The sequence below is a fragment of the Sphingobium sp. B8D3A genome (assembly GCF_025961995.1).
Lineage (GTDB): Bacteria > Pseudomonadota > Alphaproteobacteria > Sphingomonadales > Sphingomonadaceae > Sphingobium.
The window spans coordinates 2,660,606-2,679,584 of the sequence record NZ_JAOQOS010000001.1; the positions used below are offsets into that span (position 1 = coordinate 2,660,606).

Annotated in this window: 20 protein-coding genes and 1 tRNA gene; 4 read left to right on the plus strand and 17 right to left on the minus strand. The window is 64.5% G+C overall.

Annotation, left to right across the window (positions count from 1 at the left end):
• Positions 1 to 51: 51 nt before the first annotated feature.
• A complete protein-coding gene (locus M2342_RS12305) occupies positions 52 to 486 on the plus strand; it encodes a pyridoxamine 5'-phosphate oxidase family protein (protein WP_264579304.1) in 435 nt (144 codons plus the stop codon).
• A 46-nt stretch (positions 487 to 532) separates the two neighbouring features.
• On the opposite strand, the gene M2342_RS12310 is transcribed toward M2342_RS12305, so the two are convergent.
• On the minus strand, positions 533 to 1,531 hold the full coding sequence (locus tag M2342_RS12310) for an SdiA-regulated domain-containing protein (RefSeq protein WP_264579305.1): 999 nt from the start codon (positions 1,529 to 1,531) through the stop codon (positions 533 to 535).
• A 208-nt stretch (positions 1,532 to 1,739) separates the two neighbouring features.
• Here M2342_RS12310 and M2342_RS12315 point away from each other — a divergent pair, with 208 nt between their 5' ends.
• On the plus strand, positions 1,740 to 2,453 hold the full coding sequence (locus M2342_RS12315; RefSeq protein ID WP_264579306.1) for a DNA alkylation repair protein: 714 nt from the start codon (positions 1,740 to 1,742) through the stop codon (positions 2,451 to 2,453).
• Between the two features lie 5 nt (positions 2,454 to 2,458).
• Here the strand turns inward: M2342_RS12315 and M2342_RS12320 are convergent.
• The 9 genes from M2342_RS12320 to ffh form a co-directional block, all read right to left on the minus strand.
• Positions 2,459 to 2,535 (minus strand) — tRNA-Arg (locus M2342_RS12320).
• 112 nt (positions 2,536 to 2,647) lie between these two features.
• A complete protein-coding gene (locus M2342_RS12325; RefSeq protein ID WP_264579307.1) occupies positions 2,648 to 4,189 on the minus strand; it encodes an ABC transporter permease/substrate-binding protein in 1,542 nt (513 codons plus the stop codon).
• A gap of 3 nt (positions 4,190 to 4,192) precedes the next feature.
• Entirely contained in the window at positions 4,193 to 4,987 is a 795-nt protein-coding gene (locus M2342_RS12330; protein WP_264579308.1) for an ATP-binding cassette domain-containing protein, read from the minus strand.
• A gap of 186 nt (positions 4,988 to 5,173) precedes the next feature.
• On the minus strand, positions 5,174 to 5,542 hold the full coding sequence (rplS, locus tag M2342_RS12335; RefSeq protein ID WP_181559181.1) for a 50S ribosomal protein L19: 369 nt from the start codon (positions 5,540 to 5,542) through the stop codon (positions 5,174 to 5,176).
• Between the two features lie 42 nt (positions 5,543 to 5,584).
• Positions 5,585 to 6,286 (minus strand): tRNA (guanosine(37)-N1)-methyltransferase TrmD, encoded by a 702-nt coding sequence (trmD, locus tag M2342_RS12340; RefSeq protein ID WP_264579309.1) that lies wholly within the window; start codon positions 6,284 to 6,286, stop codon positions 5,585 to 5,587.
• 13 nt (positions 6,287 to 6,299) lie between these two features.
• Positions 6,300 to 7,304: a class I SAM-dependent methyltransferase gene (locus M2342_RS12345; protein WP_264579310.1), complete on the minus strand. Its 1,005-nt coding sequence runs from the start codon at positions 7,302 to 7,304 to the stop codon at positions 6,300 to 6,302.
• A gap of 91 nt (positions 7,305 to 7,395) precedes the next feature.
• The gene (rimM, locus tag M2342_RS12350; RefSeq protein ID WP_264579311.1) at positions 7,396 to 7,890 is read right to left on the minus strand and encodes a ribosome maturation factor RimM; all 495 of its coding nucleotides are present in this window, start codon (positions 7,888 to 7,890) and stop codon (positions 7,396 to 7,398) included.
• A 2-nt stretch (positions 7,891 to 7,892) separates the two neighbouring features.
• A complete protein-coding gene (gene rpsP, locus M2342_RS12355; protein WP_264574806.1) occupies positions 7,893 to 8,357 on the minus strand; it encodes a 30S ribosomal protein S16 in 465 nt (154 codons plus the stop codon).
• Between the two features lie 51 nt (positions 8,358 to 8,408).
• Entirely contained in the window at positions 8,409 to 9,896 is a 1,488-nt protein-coding gene (gene ffh / locus M2342_RS12360) for a signal recognition particle protein (protein WP_264579312.1), read from the minus strand.
• Positions 9,897 to 10,249: 353 nt separating this feature from the next.
• On the opposite strand from ffh, the gene epsI reads away from it, so the two are divergent.
• The gene (gene epsI, locus M2342_RS12365) at positions 10,250 to 10,966 is read left to right on the plus strand and encodes an exosortase-associated protein EpsI, V-type (protein WP_413715170.1); all 717 of its coding nucleotides are present in this window, start codon (positions 10,250 to 10,252) and stop codon (positions 10,964 to 10,966) included.
• 10 nt (positions 10,967 to 10,976) lie between these two features.
• Here the strand turns inward: epsI and M2342_RS12370 are convergent, their stop codons facing one another.
• The 4 genes from M2342_RS12370 to M2342_RS12385 all read right to left on the minus strand — a co-directional run bounded on the left by M2342_RS12370 (position 10,977) and on the right by M2342_RS12385 (position 13,757).
• The gene (locus M2342_RS12370; protein WP_264579314.1) at positions 10,977 to 11,504 is read right to left on the minus strand and encodes a TPM domain-containing protein; all 528 of its coding nucleotides are present in this window, start codon (positions 11,502 to 11,504) and stop codon (positions 10,977 to 10,979) included.
• Positions 11,501 to 12,145 carry a thiamine phosphate synthase gene (gene thiE / locus M2342_RS12375; protein ID WP_264579315.1) on the minus strand — a complete coding sequence of 215 codons (645 nt, stop codon included), beginning with the start codon at positions 12,143 to 12,145 and terminating at the stop codon, positions 11,501 to 11,503. The genes M2342_RS12370 and thiE overlap by 4 nt, the downstream gene beginning before the upstream one ends.
• Positions 12,146 to 12,175: 30 nt before the next feature.
• The gene (locus M2342_RS12380; protein WP_264579316.1) at positions 12,176 to 12,745 is read right to left on the minus strand and encodes a glutathione peroxidase; all 570 of its coding nucleotides are present in this window, start codon (positions 12,743 to 12,745) and stop codon (positions 12,176 to 12,178) included.
• A gap of 112 nt (positions 12,746 to 12,857) precedes the next feature.
• Positions 12,858 to 13,757, minus strand: a complete 900-nt coding sequence (locus M2342_RS12385; protein WP_181561363.1) for a fructose bisphosphate aldolase — start codon at positions 13,755 to 13,757, stop codon at positions 12,858 to 12,860.
• A 149-nt stretch (positions 13,758 to 13,906) separates the two neighbouring features.
• Between M2342_RS12385 and M2342_RS12390 the strand changes: the two genes are divergently transcribed.
• Positions 13,907 to 14,431, plus strand: a complete 525-nt coding sequence (locus tag M2342_RS12390; RefSeq protein WP_181559171.1) for a TlpA family protein disulfide reductase — start codon at positions 13,907 to 13,909, stop codon at positions 14,429 to 14,431.
• On the opposite strand, the gene M2342_RS12395 is transcribed toward M2342_RS12390, so the two are convergent.
• The 3 genes from M2342_RS12395 to tkt form a co-directional block, all read right to left on the minus strand.
• Positions 14,432 to 15,637: a phosphoglycerate kinase gene (locus M2342_RS12395; RefSeq protein ID WP_264579317.1), complete on the minus strand. Its 1,206-nt coding sequence runs from the start codon at positions 15,635 to 15,637 to the stop codon at positions 14,432 to 14,434.
• A gap of 84 nt (positions 15,638 to 15,721) precedes the next feature.
• A complete protein-coding gene (gene gap / locus M2342_RS12400) occupies positions 15,722 to 16,732 on the minus strand; it encodes a type I glyceraldehyde-3-phosphate dehydrogenase (protein ID WP_181559169.1) in 1,011 nt (336 codons plus the stop codon).
• A 23-nt stretch (positions 16,733 to 16,755) separates the two neighbouring features.
• On the minus strand, positions 16,756 to 18,723 hold the full coding sequence (gene tkt, locus M2342_RS12405) for a transketolase (protein ID WP_264579318.1): 1,968 nt from the start codon (positions 18,721 to 18,723) through the stop codon (positions 16,756 to 16,758).
• Positions 18,724 to 18,979: the final 256 nt, after the last annotated feature.

The window sequence follows — 18,979 nt, forward strand, 5'->3', positions numbered from 1 at the left end:
TCCGTTGGAGGAGACCGGACGCGCTCGTCCGGCTTTTTCAGGAGGCTCCCAATGGCTGAGATGACACTCGATGACCTGTCCGAGAAGATGGGCAAGATCGATTTCGGGATGCTCTCCACGCGCACGGAGGGCGGCGCGCTAGCCAGCCGGCCTATGAGCAATAATGGTGAGGTCGCCTGGCGCGGCGACAGCTTCTTCTTCACCTATGAGGCGGCGCGCACCATCGCCGATATCGAGCGCGATCCCGAGGTCGGCCTCACCTTCACCGGCGCGGTCGGGCTGCTGGGCGGACCCCCGCTGTTCATCGCCGTCGAGGGTCGCGCGGAGCTGATCCGCGACAAGGCGCACTTCGCCGAGCATTGGAACAAAGATCTCGAACGCTGGTTCGAGCAGGGCATCGACACGCCGGATCTGGTCATGATCCAGGTCCGCGCCCGTCGCATCCATTATTGGAACGGCAGCGACGAGGGGGAAGTCCCCCTCTAATCTAAGCGGGCGCCGCGGTCTGCCCGCGACGCCCGTTCCTACGCCGTCAGCTGAAAGCGAGCGCCACCTTGCGCCGCCGCATGGTGCTGCCGATCAGCGCGAAGCCACCCAGCATCATCGCCCAAGTCGCCGGCTCCGGCACCGATCCGGCATAGCTGAGCTTCACGAGATAGGACTGGTTCGGCCCGTCGCCATCGTCGCTCACGAGGTAGATGTTACCGGCATCGTCGAGGGTCAGGCCCTCGAACTTGCCGCCCTGGTTGGCCGGGTCGACTAGCGATTTGAAGCCGGAGAGATCATAGCTGCTCACGACCTGGCCGGCCTGCGTCACCTCGAGCAGGTTGAACGAGCGGCCGCTGAGGATCAGCAGATTGTCGCCGAACGGCGTCGCGGAGAAGATGCCGTTGGAGAGCACCGCGATGTCAGACAGACGGTCGAGGCCCGGCAGCGCCGCAATATCGAACAGCTCGGTGACCGTCGCCGTCTCCGTACCGAAATTGGCGCCGGAGATCTTCCAGATCGTCTCCGGGCTGCGTTCCTTCACGCCGAAAAAGTCGCCAGTCACCTTGTTGTAGGCAATGCCCTCCAGGCCGCTGTTGCCGGCATCGGGGCCGACGCTGATCGTCGGCGCATCCGGATAAGCTGTGTAGGTGCGGGTCGTGCCGTCCACGCCAGTCTGGCTGAGCAGCGCGATATCCTGATAGCGCTCCTCGGCGACGACATATTGGCCATTGCCCACATAAGTAAGACCCTCGGCGTCGCATTGGGAAGAGTCGAGCGAGAGGCAGCCGGAGAGGATGATCGTCGCGGTCTTGTTGCCGTTCAGATCATATTCGCCCCAGATGTTCGTGCCGTCATCCTCTTCCTCATCATTGGTGACCATCAGCGTGCGCGTGTCCCAGTTATAAGCAACCGCGCTGGCTTCCTTGGTGTCGATCGCTTTGCTGAAGCCGACGACATAATTGTCGAGCAGGCCAGCCGCGTGGGAAGACGCAGCAGAAAAGGTGAACATCGCAATGCCCGCACGCAGGAACATCATCTTCATGGCAACCTCCGAATCATGCCCTCCCCCATGGAGGTCGCCCGCCTATCGGAGGCGCGAATGACAGGATGATTACATTTGATTAACCATGATGCCGGCTGCGGAGAGGACCGCACCAGATCGGGACATGCGCCTGCGCCACATCAAAGAGCGAATGCGGCAAGCAGCCTAGATGCAACCTCGCAACGTTCCCAATGCAGGATCTCAACTCATGCCCGAGCGCCTCACCCAAGCATCAACGGTGCCGGAGATCGTGACCGCCATGCAAAGCATGGCCTCCGGGCCAGTGCTTGCCGGCATGCAGCGGGTCGGCATTCGTACCGATAATGCGTTGGGGCTGAGCAACCCGGTTTTGCAGGGCATCGCCAAACAGATCGGCCCTAACCATGAACGCGCGATGGCCTTGTGGCAGACTGGCATTCGAGATGTTCGGGTGCTGGCGATCTACACCGCCGAGCCGGCCCAGCTGACGACAGAGCAAGCCCGCGCATGGGCGGACGATTTCGAGTCCTGGGAGATCGTGGACATCGCTGCTGACTTGTTCGTGGAAGCGGGGCTTGACGCGCTCATTCCCCTGTTCGCCGCCGACGAGCGCGAGTTCGTCCGCCGCGCTGCCTTTGCCATGATCGCCGGCATGGCGGTCCATCGCAAGGCCGAGCCGGATGCAACCTTCATGGATGCGCTGCCACTGATCGCGCACCACGCACAGGATGCGCGAAACTATGTGCGCAAGGCGGTGAACTGGGCGCTGCGCAACATCGGCAAACGCAACCTCGCCTGCCACCAGCCCGCCCTGGCGCTCGCGGAGGAGCTCGCCGCATCGGACGACAAGACCGCACGCTGGATCGGCAGCGACGCACGCCGCGAACTCTCAAGTGAGAAGGTGATCGAAAGGCTGCATCACAAGCAGCAATCAAAATTGTGAGATTTTGGTGCACCCGACTGGATTCGAACCAGTGGCCTTTGCCTTCGGAGGGCAACGCTCTATCCAGCTGAGCTACGGGTGCGTGGAAAGGTCCGCTATCAGTTTTGATGCAGCCGGCCAAGAGCAAAGGTAGGCCGCCCTCCGATTATTGGCGGGCGATGATTGGGGCGCGGTTATTGGTCGCTCGGCCCTGCCTATTTCTCGATCAGCCACCGGGCGGCGACGGCGGGGGCAACCGGGCGATCCGGGCGGTCGACCATCAGATTGGCCGCGCGCATCCGCTCGACCGGAATGGCGCCGATCAGCGGTTTGAGCGCCGCCATCAGCCGCGCATCCGTCTCGCGGCCAGGCGCCACCATCACGATCGCGTCATAGGGCGGGATGCGCTCCAGTGGGTCTGCGAGCACCAGCAGATTGTCCGCCGCGATGCGCCCGTCACTTGAAAAGGCGGAGATCACATCGACATCCCCATCCTTCACCGCCCGATACATGAAGGTGGATTGATACTCACGCGTTCGTGCGAAGCGCAGACCATAGCCTTCGGTCAGAGCCGTCCAGTCCGGCCGGGTGAAGAACTCGAAATCGCCGCCCATGACAAAGCGTGGAGCGTAGGGCGCAAGGTCGGCAATCGAGCGGATGCCGAGTTGCTGCGCCTTGTCGGCCCGCATCGCCAGCGCATAGGCATTCTCGAAGCCCAGCGGGCCAACGAGCGTCACGCCATGTTCGCGCTTCAACCACGCGGCCATCTGCGCCAGCATCGCGGCGCGCCCGGGCTGATCGGTACGGCCCATCACATTGGCCCAGACCGTGCCGGAATAATCGACATAGACGTCCACATCGCCCTGCGCGAGTGCCCGGAAGACCACCGCCGATCCCAGCCCGCTGCGCACGGTGGCCGTGCCGCCCTCATCCGCCAGCCGCTGGCCGATAAGATCGGCCAGGATATATTGCTCGGTGAAATTCTTGGCGCCGATGACGTACCCGCCCTTCGTTGCCGGGGCGAACACGCTGGCCGCGGCCGTCGTGATGCCGAGGCACAGGATCAGCGCGCCCGCCCAAATGCGCCGGCGCGCGCGGCGGGCGATCCCCGTCTCAATCAAGCCGAGCAGTTGATCCACGGCCAGCGCCAGCGCCGCAGAGACGCCGCAGCCGAACAGCACCCACACCCAATTCTCGGTCTGCAGGCCGGAGAAGATATAATTGCCGAGGCTCGTCTGCCCGACCGGCGTTGCCAGCGTGGCGGTGCCGATCACCCAGACGGCGGCGGTCCGCACCCCGGCCATGGCGACCGGCGCGACAAGCGGCATCTCCACCTGCCAGAGGCGCTGCCGGTCGGTCATGCCGACGCCATGCGCCGCCTCGATCAGCGCCGGATCGAGCGTGGTGATGCCGGTGACGATGTTCCGCACGATCGGCAGCATGGAATAAAGGGTCAGCGCCAGCAGCGCAGGCAGGAAGCCGAGCGCGGAGAAGCCCTGCCCGGTCAGCCGCAGCGAGAGCAGCGAGAGCGCCAGCAACAGGGGATAGAAGAGCGCCATCAGCGCCAGCCCCGGAATGGTCTGCACGAGGCTGACGAAGGAGAGCACCGGCCAGCGCAGTCGCGTGCTGCGGCTTGCGGCGATGGCCAGCGGCAGGCTGAGCAGGATGCCCAGCCCCAGCGCGGCCGCGCTCAGCAGCACATGGAAACCTAGATATTCCGGCAGGACGCGCAGCGCGCTGGAGAGAGAGCTGTCCATCGCTCAGTCGGTCCCGTCCGGCCCGGCGGCGATCAGGCGCCGGACCTGTTCGGCCTGCCGCATCGGCATCGCCATCAGCGCGCGCACGGCCTCATTGGGCGGATCGGTCAGCAGCCGGTGCGGGGTATCGTCGGCAATGATCCGGCCGCCCTCCAGCATGACGATCCGGTCGGCGAGCAGCACGGCCTCGAAGACGTCATGGGTCACCAGCACGGTGGTGAGGCCCAGCGTCTCGTGCAGGCGGCGGCAAGCGCGGCCGAGCGTGTCGCGGGTGATGGGGTCGAGCGCCCCGAACGGCTCGTCCATCAGCAAGATGCCAGGCCTTGCCGCCAGCGCCCGCGCGATGCCGACCCGCTGCCGCTGACCGCCCGAGAGCGCATCCGGCATGCGCGCGCCATAATTCTCGGGCAGCTCGACCAACGCCAGCAGCTCGGCCACGCGGCGGGTGATATCCTGCGCCGGCCAGCCGAGCAGGCGCGGCGTCAGGCCGATATTCTCGGCGACGCTCAGATGCGGAAACAGGCCGATGCCCTGAAACACATAGCCGATCTCCCGCCGCACTTCATAAGCGGGCCGGTCATTCACCGGCTCGCCGTGGATGCGGACGATACCGCTGTCCGGCTCGATCAGCCGGTTGATGCACTTGAGCAGCGTCGTCTTGCCCGAGCCGGAGGCGCCCACGAGCGCCACGAAGGTGCCCGCTGCAATATGCAGATCGACATCATGGGTGGCGAAGGTCCGACCGCCATCGAAACTCTTGGCAACGCTCTCCAGCGCGATCGCATCGGCTTGGCTCATCGGGGCATGATGGCGGCGCCAGGCGAGAATAGAAAGCGAACTTTCCCCGGCCCGCCGCAAATGCGGCGCGATGCCAGCATCCCACAAACGAAAACGGAGGCCCTTGGGCCTCCGCTCACATCATCCCGCGGGATGATCGCTCGCCATCGCCTGATGGCTTTGGGCGCGTCACCGCGCCCATAAGGCTTATGCCTCTTCGCGGGTGTCGCGACGCTCGGCGATACGCGCACGCTTGCCGGTGCGGCCACGCAGATAATAGAGCTTGGCGCGACGCACGACGCCCTTGCGGACGACCGTGACGCTGTCCACGTTCGGCGAGTAAAGCGGGAACACGCGCTCGACACCCTCACCGAAACTGATCTTGCGCACGGTGAAGTTGGAGCCCATGCCCTTGTTCGAGCGCGCGATGCAGACGCCCTCGAAGTTCTGCACGCGGGTGCGGTCGCCTTCGACGACCTTCACGCCCACGCGCAGCGTGTCGCCCGGACGGAAATCCGGAATATCCTTAGAGATGGCGGCAATGTTTTCCGCCTCGATGGTCTGCAGCAGGTTCATCTGTCCTGTCTTCCTTCGTCTGCGTCGCGCGCCAGAGGCAGGTCAGTCCCGAGCGTTCCTGTAACGCTCCCAGAGGTCCGGCCTGCGTAACCGTGTGTCATCCTCCGCCCGTTGTTTCCGCCAGGCGGCGATCTTCGCATGATCCCCCGATCGCAACACTTCAGGGATCATACGCCCTTCCCACTCCTGGGGTCGGGTATATTGCGGATATTCAAGGAGGCCGTTCTCAAACGACTCCTCGACACCGCTAGAAGCCGCGCCCATTACGCCGGGAAGCAGGCGAATGCAAGCATCCAGCAGCATGAAAGCGCCGATTTCTCCGCCCGAGAGGATGATGTCGCCCATCGAGACCTGCTCGATCGGTCGCCCTTCGAACAGGCGCTCGTCAAAGCCCTCGAAGCGCCCGCATAGAATCGTGGCGCCTGGCCCCTCGGCCAGCGTGCGAACCCGCGCCTGCGTGATCGGCATGCCGCGCGGCGTCATTGCCAGCACCGGCAGGTCCGGGCGCGCATCCAGCGCGTGATCGACAGCGCGTGCCAGCACATCGGCGCGCAGCACCATGCCTGCACCGCCGCCTGCCGGCGTATCGTCCACGCTCTTGTGCTTGTCCGTCGCGAAGTCGCGGATCTGGATGGGTGCGCAGGACCACGCCCCCTCCCCCAGCGCCCGACCGGCAAGCGAAATGCCGAGCGGCCCGGGAAACATCTCCGGATACAAAGTGAGGATCTGTGCAGTGAAGGTCATGATTTAAAGGCGATCAGCGGGATTGCGGACGTGCGGGACGATCGGCGATGCACACCAGAAATTCGGCCTCCCCGCCGCCCAGAAGCGCCGAGAGGAGCGACTTGACCCGCAGGAGACGTTTCGCGACCGGCCAGCGCCTTGTGCGCAGCCCCCGCGTCCGCATGATCTCTTCCGACGCGCCCACCATGAAATTGAACTGCCGCGAGCTGGGCTTGGCAAAAACCTTGGCGGACCGCAGGCCATTGCTGACCGAGAGTTTTCTCAGGGCGCGTCTGGTGAACAGATGCAGATGTCGGGGAGTCTCCAATCCCCGCCAATGTTCGCCAAAATGGCGGTGCCCGAGCGCGTCGACGTTCGGCGTGATCATCACCAGCCGCCCGCCGGGTGCGAGCAATTCACTGCACCGCGCGATCGTGCGACCCGGCTCGGGCACATGCTCGATGACGTTGTCGAGCAGGATGCCGTCGAACCTTCTCCCATCGAAACGCGGATCGAAAATATCGGTCGCGAAGACCTGTGCGCCGCGCACCTGCGACGCCACGGCGACCGCCTGTTCATCGAAGTCGATCCCGACGGCGCTCCAGCCCGCCTCGACAATCGACCGCAGGAACCCGCCGGACCCGCAGCCGACATCCAGCATGACGCCGGGCTTGCGGTGCGCGAAGTAATTGAGGCCTGATTGGTAGTGATGCTTCCACCAGGGCAGCAGGCCCAGAAGTTGATAGCGCAGGGCCGGCGCATGCGAGGCGGCCCCCTCCGGCGCCACGATCACCGGTGCCTGGTCATGGGTATGGTAGGATTGATAGAGCGTCGCCAGGCTCTGCGGTGTGGGCATGGGGTCGATCCATCCCGAGCCGCAGTGCGGGTTGCGACAGATCCTCAGCCCCCAGCGTCCCGGCGCGCCGAACATCGGATCGCGCAGATCGCGATAATGTTGAGTGCCCGATTCGCCGCACAACGGACAATCCGGCGCGTGCAGGCAGCCAATACCCTCATTGTCCAAAACAATCGCGTTCATGCGGCCCTGCGCTCTTGGAGGTGATCGATCGAGACCGATCCATGTGGGCAAGCAAGAGGCCCGTCCTCATTCGCCGAAGCGGAATGTCCTGTCAGTCTGCAAGGAAAAGGCTGCTCAGGACAAGTCTTTCCTCGTTCCAGTCGAGCACCGCTTCCGGCTGCATGGGGACCATGAACCGTTTTCCGCCGGGCTTCTCGATTTCGATGACGTCACCGGCCCCGAAATTCTCGACAGCCACGACCGTCCCCACCGCTTCAGCCGATTCGGCAACGCATGGCAGGCCGATCAAATCGACATGATAATATTCGCCGGGTTCGAGTGGGGGCAGCGCCGAGCGCGGAACGGTGAGTTCCACGCCGCGCAAGACTTCGGCGGCATTGCGATCGGCAATTTCCGCAAAGCGCGCGACGGCGCCATTTGAGCCATCGCGCACCGTCTTGAGCGTGAGGGTGCGACCGCCCGCCTCGAAGCTCTTGTAGCGTTTCAAGCTCTCCGGCCCATCGCCGAAGAGCTTGAGACGCACTTCCCCCGTCACGCCATGCGCGCCGATGACAGCCGCGAGCGTGACGGGACGATCCACGGGCAAAATCAGCCCTCGGCCTGCTCTTCAGCGGCAGCCTCGGCAGCGGGTGCTTCCTCGGCGGGTGCTTCAGCAGCCGGCTCTTCAGCCGGAGCATTGGCGGCTTCTTCCGCAGCCTTGCGGGCTTCCTCGGCCTCGGCCAGCTTGGTGGCCTTGTCCTCGGCGCGGTCCTTGGCCTTCTGGCCCGGCTCTGCCTTGTTGGGGTTGTTGCGCGCAGCGCGCTCCTTGACGCCTGCGGCATCGAGGAAGCGGGCGACACGGTCGGTCGGCTGGGCGCCGACGCTCACCCAGTGCTTGGCGCGCTCGGTGTCGAGCACGACGCGCTTCTCGTCATCCTTGGCGAGCAGCGGGTTGTAGCTGCCGATGCGCTCGATGAAGCGGCCATCGCGCGGCGAGCGGCTGTCCGTCACCACGATCTTGTAATAGGGGCGCTTCTTGGAGCCACCGCGCGACAGGCGAATGCTGGTTGCCATCTGTAACTTACCTTACCTTTCTTCTGAACTCTGAACCTGAAATTCGTTACGTTACTTCTTGAGAAAATTCTGAAAACCCGGCGGAAGCTTGGGCATGTCCGGCATCCCCGGAAGTCCCTTGAGGGCGCTGAGATCGCCCTGCCCCGCTCCCGGCGGAGCGCCGCCACCGCCGAGCAAACCGCCCAGCCCGCCGCCGCTACCGCCGCCCGCAAACATCTTGGCCAGTCCCTTGAGACCGCCCATTTTCTTGATCTTCTTCATCGCGGTTTCCATCTCCTTGTGCATCTTGAGGAGACGGTTGACGTCCTGCACCTGAAGACCGGCGCCCTTGGCCACGCGGATCTTGCGCTTGGCGTTGAGCAATTCCGGCTTCTCCCGTTCCTTGAGCGTCATCGAGCCGATGAGCGCATCGAGGTGAACGAGTGTCTTGTCGTTGACGCCGGCATTGGTCATCTGCGCCTGCGCCTTCTTGAGGCCGGGGATCATGCCCGCGAGCATGCCGAGGCCGCCCATGCGCTGCATCTGGCTGAGCTGCGCGCGCAGATCGTTGAGATCGAACTTGCCGGCAGCCATGCGCTTGGCCAGCTTGTCGGCATCTTCCTGCTGGATCGATTCCGCCGCGCGCTCGACGAGGCTGACGACGTCGCCCATGCCGAGGATGCGCTGCGCGACCCGCGCGGGATGGAAGGGCTCGATGGCATCGAGCTTTTCGCCGGTGCCGGCGAACTTGATCGGCTGGCCAGTAACGGCGCGCATGGAGAGCGCGGCACCACCACGCGCATCGCCGTCCATGCGGGTGAGGACGACGCCGGTCAGGGGCACCTGCTCGGTAAAGCTCTTGGCGACGTTGACGGCGTCTTGGCCGGTCAGGCTATCGACGACCAACAGGATTTCAGCCGGCGTCGCGACATCCGCGACCGCCTTCATCTCGTCCATCAGCGCCTGATCGACGTGCAGGCGGCCGGCCGTGTCCAGCATCAGCACGTCGAAGCCCTGCAGCTTCGCGGACTGAAGCGCGCGGCGGGCAATATCCACCGGCTGCTGGCCGGGCACGATCGGCAGCGTCGCGACATCGGTCTGCGTGCCGAGAACGGCCAGCTGCTCCTGTGCCGCCGGGCGATTAACGTCGAGCGACGCCATCAGCACCTTCTTGCGCTCTTTTTCCTTGAGGCGCTTGGCGAGCTTGGCCGTGCTGGTGGTTTTGCCCGAGCCCTGCAGGCCGACCATCATGATCACGGCCGGCGGCGTCACGTCGATCAGCAGCTCGCTGGTCTCGGCGCCCAATGTCTCGGTCAGCGTGTCGGAGACGATCTTGACGACCATCTGCCCCGGCGTGACCGAGCGCAGAACGTCCGATCCCACCGCGCGCTCGGTCGCCTTGTCGACGAACGCGCGCACGACCGGCAAGGCGACGTCGGCTTCCAGCAGGGCGATTCGGACCTCGCGCATCGCGGCGCGCACGTCCGCCTCGGTCAGCGCACCGCGCCCCCGAAGCTTCTCGAACACCCCACCGAGCCGATCGCTCAGACTATCGAACATCACCACCTCATTGCGGCCGAAGCCGCTGAAAAACCAACCAAAACGCCGCAACGCACAAAGCGCCGGTGGGCGAAACCTCGCCGACCAGCGTCTATCCTTGGACAGTGAAATCCAGGACTGTCAGGGCGCCCGGGCAGTTGGACAACCGCGCCGGAACAGCGGCTCCTTAACGAAATCCGCCGGTTAAGACAAGAAGGCAGGCATCCGGGCCTGCGGTGGACGCGCGGAGAGGCCGAGGCAGAAAGGCTTTGGCAGGAATTTGCCGCTATGGCGCTTGCAGTTTGGAAATCCGCTCTTAGCTGCTATTCTGCGCGACAGAGCCAAGGAATGAGGGTGCAGTGGCAGCGGACGACGTGAATTCAGTTTCGGATGAGAGCGAGCCCGCGCGGCGCTCGCTCAGCCGTCGCCATCTCCTCATGGGCGGCGCCATGCTGGCCGTGAGCGGCCTTGCCATCGCGCGCGAGCCGCACCAGCGCTATCGTGATCTGTCCGACAAGCAGTTCGAGGCCCTGTTCCCCAAGGCGTTCGGCGATTGGACGACGCTCCCCGTCAGCGAGCTCGTGCTGCCGCCAGAGAGCGACCTGGCCGACAAGCTCTATCAACACATTCTCACGCGCACCTACGTCAATTCCAAGGGCGTGGGCGTGATGTTCCTGGCTGCTTACAACAGCAAGCAGTTGAACAACGTCCAGCTCCATCGGCCGGAAATCTGCTATTATGCTGGCGGTTTCTCAATCGATCGCAGCGAGTCACTGGATTTGCCGGTTGATGTCGCCGGCCGCCAAATGATTATTCCGGCCCGATCGGTGACGGCGGTGCTCGGCTCGCGCAACGAGAACATCCTGTACTGGACGCGGATCGGCCCCGACTTCCCGCAGAGCTGGCTCGCGCAGCGCATCGCGATGACCAAGGCCAATATCGCCGGCTATCTCGCCGACGGGTTGCTTGTCCGCATGTCGGTGATCGACAAGAATTACGATGAGTCCCTGCACAACATGCAAATCTTCATCGCAGACATGCTCAAGCATTCGGGCGAGCCGACCAGGGACATGGTGGTCGGCGACGCCTGATCCGACGTCGCTAGAGCCGACCTTCCAGCTCGGCGATCCCAGCCACCAGACCGGCCTCGAAAAGCCCGTTGCGAAACTGTGGCAGCATTAGCGTGTCTATGATCGCCTGGCAGTCATCGTCCGGAATGGCGGCGGCAAGGCCCTGCCCGACCGCGATGCGGACCAGCTGTTCTCTCGGCGCGAGCAGGATCACGATCCCCTCCGCCCCCGGCGCACCCACGGCCCAGCGATCGCCAAGCTCGCTTGCATAGCCGGCAATGTCCTGCCCATCGAGTGACGGCACCGTGACAACGATGGCCTCCCGCCCCGTCGCGGCCTGCAGCGCGACCAGCCGGCGCTCGATCTGGTGCCGCTGATCGGGCGTGAACAGCGCCGCAGCGTCGGTCACCCAGCCATCGCGCGCAATTGGCAGGCTGGATGGAAGAAGGACCTGGGCGGTCTCGGTCGGTTCACCGGCCGCAGCCGGCTCCGCCATCAGCCCCGCCGCCACACCCAGGGCCGCGATGCCAAGGGCGGAAAGCCCGCGTGTCAGGATCACCCAAGCACTTTCGCGAAGGCGGCAACACCGGCGCGCGGCCCATCAGGGTGGTTCCACACCGCGCCACTCACCGCGAGAAAATCGGCGCCAGCCTCGACCAGCGGCGCTGCATTGTCGGCAGTGATGCCGCCGATGGCGACGCAGGGAATTTCAAAGATGGACGACCACCAGCGCAGCAGGTCGGGTTCAGTATGGTGGCTGACTTCCTTGGTGGTGGTCGGATAGAAGGCCCCGAACGCGACATAATCAGCCCCAGCCTCACCCGCTTCCATCGCCATGTGGCGGCTGTCATGACAGGTCACGCCGATCTGAGCGGACGGGCCGAGCACGCGCCGGGCCTCGCGAGGATCCCCATCCCCCTGCCCCAGATGCACGCCATCGGCGCCGAGGCGCTGGGCCAGCGCGATGCTGTCATTCACGATGAAGGCGACATCCCGCTCCGCGCACAGGCGCTGGAGCGGTTCGGCCAGCCGCGCGACTTCTTCCTCGCGCACGCCCTTCAGGCGAAGCTGAAACGCGGCGACACTGCCACCGTCCAGCGCCTCGGCAAGGCGAGCGGCGAAATCCTCGCCGATCACCGGCGGGGAGATCAGGTAGAGTTGGCAGGGCGGAAGGCTGAGCGCCTGTGTGGTCTCGGTCATTCCGCCCCCATAAGCCCGGTGACCGCGCGGTCAACCAGCCGCAGCGGAACCCGACAAGGCCGCCTCAATCGCGGCGACGAGGTCGCCATCGTCCGGCTTGGTATCCGGCGAGAAGCGCGCGAGCACCGTGCCGTCGCGCCCGACGAGGAATTTCTCGAAATTCCACAGCAGTTCCGGCGGATCATTCGGCGTGCGGTTGCCGTTCTTGAGACGCTCACGAAACGCGCCATCGTTGAGCGCTTCCGGCTGCGCCTGCGTCAGGGCCGCGAACAGCGGATGCTTGTCCGGCCCGGTGGCGACCACCTTCTCGAACATAGGGAAGTCCACGCCGAAATTGGTTGTGCAGAAGCTCTCGATCTCCTCATTGGAGCCCGGCTCCTGCCCCGCAAAGTCATTGGCGGGAAAGCCCAGCACGACGAGGCCATCATCCTTATATTTGCGGTAGAGCGCTTCCAGCCCCTCATATTGCGGAGTGAGGCCGCATTTGGAGGCCACGTTGACGATCAGCAGCACCTTGCCGGCATAATCGCCCAGCGACGCATCATCGCCCTTGATGGTCTTGAGCGGAATTTCGTCCAATGCAGTCGTCGTCGCGGTCATGGTCATCCTCCAGATGAAAAAGGGCAGCTCGCCCAAGATAGGGAGCCGCCCTTCATCTGTCATCGGGTGGAGACCGCAGGCGGCGCAATTGGGCGCCGCCCCGTCGTGCGCGTCAGGCCGCGACCTTGTCCGTCGAGGCTTCGTAGATCTCGTCGATCGCGCTGGCGAGCGAGGCGTTGAACGCCTCATCGCTCATCTGATGACGCAGATCCTCCAGCAGAGCCCGGCTGAAGCTGGCGATCATGCCGCGATTCTTCGCCAGTTCGGCGCACGCCTCGGGGCGCTTGTAACCGCCCGAAAGCGCGACGACGCGCAGCACCTTGGGATGATCGACCAGCGGACCGAACAGACCGGCCTTCTCGGGAATCGAGAGCTTGAGCATCACCTGCTGACCCTCGGGCAGTGCATCGAGCGCCTTGAGGATTTCCTCCAGCAGGATCTGATCGGCCTGCGCCCGCTCGGCGCTCTTGATGTTCACTTCCGGCTCGATGATCGGCATCAGGCCCGCCGCCAGCACCTGCTGGCCAATCTCAAACTGCTGCTTGACGATGGCGGCAATCCCCTCGCGGTTGGCGAGATTGACAACCGAGCGCTCCTTGGTGCCGAACACGCCAAGGCTCTTGGCGCGCTTAAGCAACGCGTCCAGCTCCGGCATCGGCTTCATCATCTGCACGCCATTGGCCTCGTCTTCCAGGCCCTTGTCGATCTTGATGAACGGCACGACGCCGCGTTCGATGAGCGCGGCCGGCGTCGGCTTGCCGTCCACGGTGCCGTCCATGGTCTTCTCGAACAGGATGGCGCCCAGCACCTTCTCGCCGGTGAAGGCGGGCGAGGTGATGATGCGGCTACGCATCTGGTGGATCAGGCCGAACATCTCTTCATCGCCCGAATAGGCGTTTTCTTCGATGCCATAGCCCTTCAGCGCCTTGGGCGTGGAACCGCCGCTCTGGTCGAGCGCGGCAATGAAGCCCTGCCCCTTGGCAATCTTCTCGGTCATGTCGGAGTCCTGCATCATCCTGTCCTGTTTTTCGAAGTGGTGCCAAAATCGGCGGTGCTGTGTGGCACGCCTATGCCGCGCCTGCGCCGCATATTGCAAGCCGGTCAACCATCTTGACGGGCGCACTGCCCGGAACGAAAGATGGTTGGAAGGGGGGACGATCGATGCGCTCAAAATTCGCGGCCGTTGCCGCACTGATTGCGATCATCGGCATGAGCGTGGCCCGGCCAGCCCACGCTCAAAAGATCAAGGTGGGCGACCTAGCGCCAGCGTTCACGCTGATGCTGGCTGATGGAAGCTCGGTTTCGCTGGCCGATCTCAAAGGGCAAGTCGTCGTCCTCAATTTCTGGGCGACATGGTGCGGACCATGCATCAAGGAACTGCCGACGTTGGACGCCTTTCACGACATCCTGAAGGACAAGGGGCTGCGCGTTTTTGCCGTGGCGACAGAAGATTCCGTGCCGCTCCCCAAGCTCAAGAAAATGCTGGCCGGGATGACCATCCCGATGGTTCGACGGGTGAAAGGCCCCTATCGCCATCTGGGCGCGCTCCCCACAAACTTCGTGATCGGGCGCGACGGACGCGTTCGTTATGCCGCCACCGGCGCCTTCGACCTCGATCAACTCAACCGCGTAATCATTCCGCTGATGAACGAGCGGGCGCCAACGGCTCCCGCTCGCTCGCGTTGATCAACCGCGCGTAAGCGCCGCGACGCCCGGCAGTTCCTTGCCTTCCATCCACTCCAGGAAGGCGCCGCCTGCGGTCGAGACGAACGAGAAATCCGCAGCCACGCCGGCATGATTGAGGGCGGCGACCGTATCGCCGCCGCCGGCAACTGACACCAGCGAACTTTCCGCCGTCAGCGCCGCGGCGGTGCGGGCCAGCGCAACGGTGGCCGTGTCGAAGGGCGTCAGCTCGAACGCGCCGAGCGGGCCGTTCCAAACCAGGGTCTTGCATGTCTTGAGAACGTCCGCGAGCGCCTCGACGGCGGCCGGTCCCACGTCGAGGATCATTTCGCCATCGGCCAGCTCGTTCACGTTGCACACGCGGTAGCTGGCCGGATTGGCGGCGAATTCGGTCGCGACGGCGACATCATAGGGCAGGTGCAGCGTGCAGCCCGCTGCTTCGGCCTTCTCGAAAATCTCATTGGCCGTATCGACCAGATCATGCTCGCAAAGCGACTTCTTCACGTCGACGCCGCGCGCCGCGAGGAAGGTGTTGGCCATACCACCGCCGATGATCAGATGATCGACCTTGGCGACAAGGTTCTCGAGCACGGCGAGCTTGGTCGAGACCTTGGCACCGCCCACAACCGCCGCGACCGGCTTTTCCGGCTGGCCCAGCGCGGCCTCAAGCGCGTCCAGCTCCTTCTCCATCGAGCGGCCGGCGAAGGACGGCAGGCGATGCGCAAGGCCCTCGGTCGAGCAGTGCGCGCGATGAGCAGCTGAAAAGGCGTCGTTGACGTACATGTCACCCAGCGCGGCCATAGCATCGGCGAGCGCCGGATCATTCTTCTCCTCGCCCGCATGGAAGCGGGTGTTTTCCAAAATGGCAATGTCGCCGCCCCGCATCACCGCGATGCCGGCTGCCGCCGCTTCGCCCTGGCAGTCAGGAATGAACTGCACGTCGCGACCCAGCACCTGGCTCAGCCCGCGCGTCACAAGGCTGAGCGAGAGATCGGGCGACTTCTGGCCCTTGGGGCGACCGAAATGCGCGAGGATCAGAACTTTCGCGCCCCGGTCCGCCAGTTCCAGCAGCGTCGGCACCGCAGCCCGCAGGCGGGTGTCGTCGCTCACCGACCCTTCCAACATCGGCACGTTCAGATCCTCGCGGACTAGCACGGCCTTGCCGGCGATATCGCCCATGTCGTCCAGCGTCTTGAAGGGTTTGGCCACGTCGTCACTCTCCCATGCGTGAATCGGGCCGAGCGTGTGTGAACATGCCCGGCCCGAAGAAATGTCAGCGGTGTTCCGCAATCCTCAAATCAGGCCAGCAACAACCTTGCTGGTGTCGATCATGCGGTTCGAGAAGCCCCACTCATTGTCGTACCAGCTCAGCACGCGCACGAGCTTGCCGTCGATGACCGCCGTCTCGAGGCTGTCGACCGTCGAGCTGCGCGGATCGCCATTATAGTCGATGGAGACCAGCGGCTCATCCGAATAGCCCAGCACGCCCTTGAGCGGGCCGTTGTCGGCAGCAGCCTTGAGCAGGCTGTTGACCTCTTCCTTGGTCGTGTCGCGCTTGGCGATGAACTTGAGGTCGACGACCGACACGTTCGGCGTCGGCACGCGCACCGAGGAGCCGTCCAGCTTGCCCTTCAGCTCAGGCAGGACCTCGCCCACGGCGCGGGCGGCGCCCGTCGTGGTCGGGATCATGGAGAGCGCAGCGGCACGGGCGCGACGCATGTCCTTGTGGATCTGATCCAGCGTGTTCTGGTCGTTGGTATAGCTGTGGATCGTCGTCATGAAGCCGCTCTCGATGCCGACCGCATCGTTCAGCACCTTGGCGAGCGGCGCGAGGCAGTTGGTGGTGCAGCTCGCGTTCGAGATGACGATGTCATCAGCGGTCAGCGCATCATGGTTCACGCCGAACACGATGGTCTTGTCGACGCCCGTGGCCGGCGCTGAAATGACGACGCGCTTGGCGCCGGCGGTCAGGTGGGCGCTGGCCTTGGCCTTGTCCGCGAAGATGCCGGTGCATTCGAGCGCGATCACCACGCCGAGCTCGGCGTGCGGCAGATTGGCGGGGTCACGCTCCGCCGTCACCTTGATGCGCTTGCCGTCCACGACGAGGCTGTCGCCATCGACCGAGACCTCACCCTTCCAGTTGCCATGCACGCTGTCCCGCTTGAACAACAGCGCGTTCGACTTGGCATCGCCAAGGTCGTTGATCGCGACCAGCTCGAAATCATGATCGGTGCGCTCCAGCAGCGCGCGCGCGACGAGGCGCCCGATCCGTCCGAACCCGTTGATTGCTACCTTGATCGCCATGTCCTGCACTCCTTAGCTCAAAGTCAAACCAGCGCGGCGGAAACCCGTGCCGCGACACTCTGGGCATTCAGCCCGAAATGATCGTAAATTTCCTGCGCCGGCGCGGAGAGGCCGAAGCTGTCGATACCGATATTGATGCCATCGGTTCCCGTAATCGTCGCCCAGCCGAAGGTGGTGCCGGCCTCGATCGAGACCCGCAGCGCGCCCTGCCGCAGCACGGAAGCCCGGTAGGCCTCTTCCTGCGCCAGGAAGCGCGACATGCTGGGCATGGAGACGACGTTGGTGGCGACCCCCTGCTCTTCCAGCAGCTTGGCGGCGTTCACGGCGATCTCCACTTCCGATCCGGTGGCGATCAGCACCACCTTGGGCGCGCTCGCGCTGGCCACGAGGGTATAGGCCCCCTTGGCACAGAGATTTTCCGAAGCGTCGGTGCGCAATTGCGGCAGGTTCTGGCGGCTGAGCGCCAGCAGGGACGGCGTGGACTCCTGCTTTAACGCAAGCGCCCAGCACTCGGCTGTCTCGATGGTGTCGGCGGGACGGAAGACCTCCAGATTGGGGATCATCCGCAGCGACATCACATGCTCGATGGGTTGGTGCGTGGGGCCATCCTCACCAAGGCCAATGCTGTCATGCGTCATCACATAGACGACGCGCAGCTGCTGCAAAGCGGACATGCGGATGGCATTGCGCGCATAATCGGAAAAGACGAGGAAGGTGCCCCCATAGGGGATCATGCCGCCATGCAGCGCGATGCCATTCATCGCGGCGGACATGCCGAACTCGCGGATGCCGTAATAGACATAGCGACCGCTGTAATCGTCGCGGCTGAAAGCGACCTTCTGATCCTTGGACTGGGTCAGGTTGGAGCCGGTCAGGTCCGCCGAGCCGCCGAACATCTCGGGCAGTTGTACGTTGATCGCATCGAGCGCCATCTCGCTCGCCTTGCGCGTCGCGACCTTCTTGGGCTCGGCGATCAGGCCATCCAGATAGGGCTGGATGGAGAAGCCGGCCGGCAGCTTGCCCGCCATGCGCCGCTCGAATTCATCCTTGTCAGAATGGCTTGCAAGGCGTCCCTGCCAATCGGCATGAGCCTTCTTGCCGCGCGTGCCGGTTTCTGCCCAGGCGGCCTTTACATCATCGGGCAGCTCGAACGGCGGCAGATCCCAGCCCAGCGCCTCGCGGGTCGCCGTGATTTCATCCTCACCCAGCGGCGATCCGTGCACCTTGTGCGAGCCGGCCTTGTTGGGCGCGCCCTGGCCGATGCGGGTGCGGCAGGCGATGAGTGAGGGCCGCGGATCGGCCATGGCCTCATCCATCGCGCGGCGAATGTCGCCGAAATCATGGCCGTCGCAGGCCGTGACATGCCAGCCTGTCGCGGCGTAACGGGCCAGGACATCCTCGCTGGAGGAGAGGCTGACAGCGCCGTCGATAGTGATCTTGTTATCGTCCCACAGCACATTCAGGCGCCCGAGGCCCAGATGACCGGCAAGACCAATTGCCTCGTGGTTGATGCCTTCCATCAGGCAGCCGTCGCCCGCGATCACCCAGGTGCGGTGATCGACCAGCGGATCGCCAAAGGTCGCATTGAGATGCCGCTCGGCCATTGCCATGCCGACGGCCATGGCCAGCCCCTGACCCAGCGGACCGGTGGTGGCTTCAACGCCCGCCAGTTCGAAATTCTCGGGGTGGCCGGCGCAGGGGCTGCCCATCTGGCGGAAATTGCGAATGTCCGCCATGGTCGGTCTGGCATAGCCGGACAGGTGCAGCAGCGAATAGATCAGCATGGAGCCATGGCCGGCCGAGAGCACGAAGCGGTCACGGTCGTGCCAGCCTGGCGCACTCGGATCGAACTTCAGATAATCCTTGAAGAGCACCGTCGCGACATCGGCCATGCCCATCGGCATGCCTGGGTGGCCGCTATTGGCGGCCTGCACGCCGTCCATGGAAAGGACGCGAATGGCGTCGGCGAGCCGCTTTTCGGTGACTGACATGGGCGAGCGCCCCTTCTTCTTTATCTGGCCCGCAGGCGTGTTGCTCCAGAGCGATCAAGGACCGAAGATGGTCGATGAACGGCCGCGCCGGCGCCGAGAGAACGGGCCATGAGTCGCCGCGCGGTCTCCATGTCGTCTAGCGGCCCGAGCGTCAACCTGCGGGGCGCCCCACAGCCTCAAAGGCACGGTGATTCTGGCGCCGTCACGCTCAGTCCGCAGCTGCGCAACGAGTTTTTGCATTCGCTCGGGAGCGTGA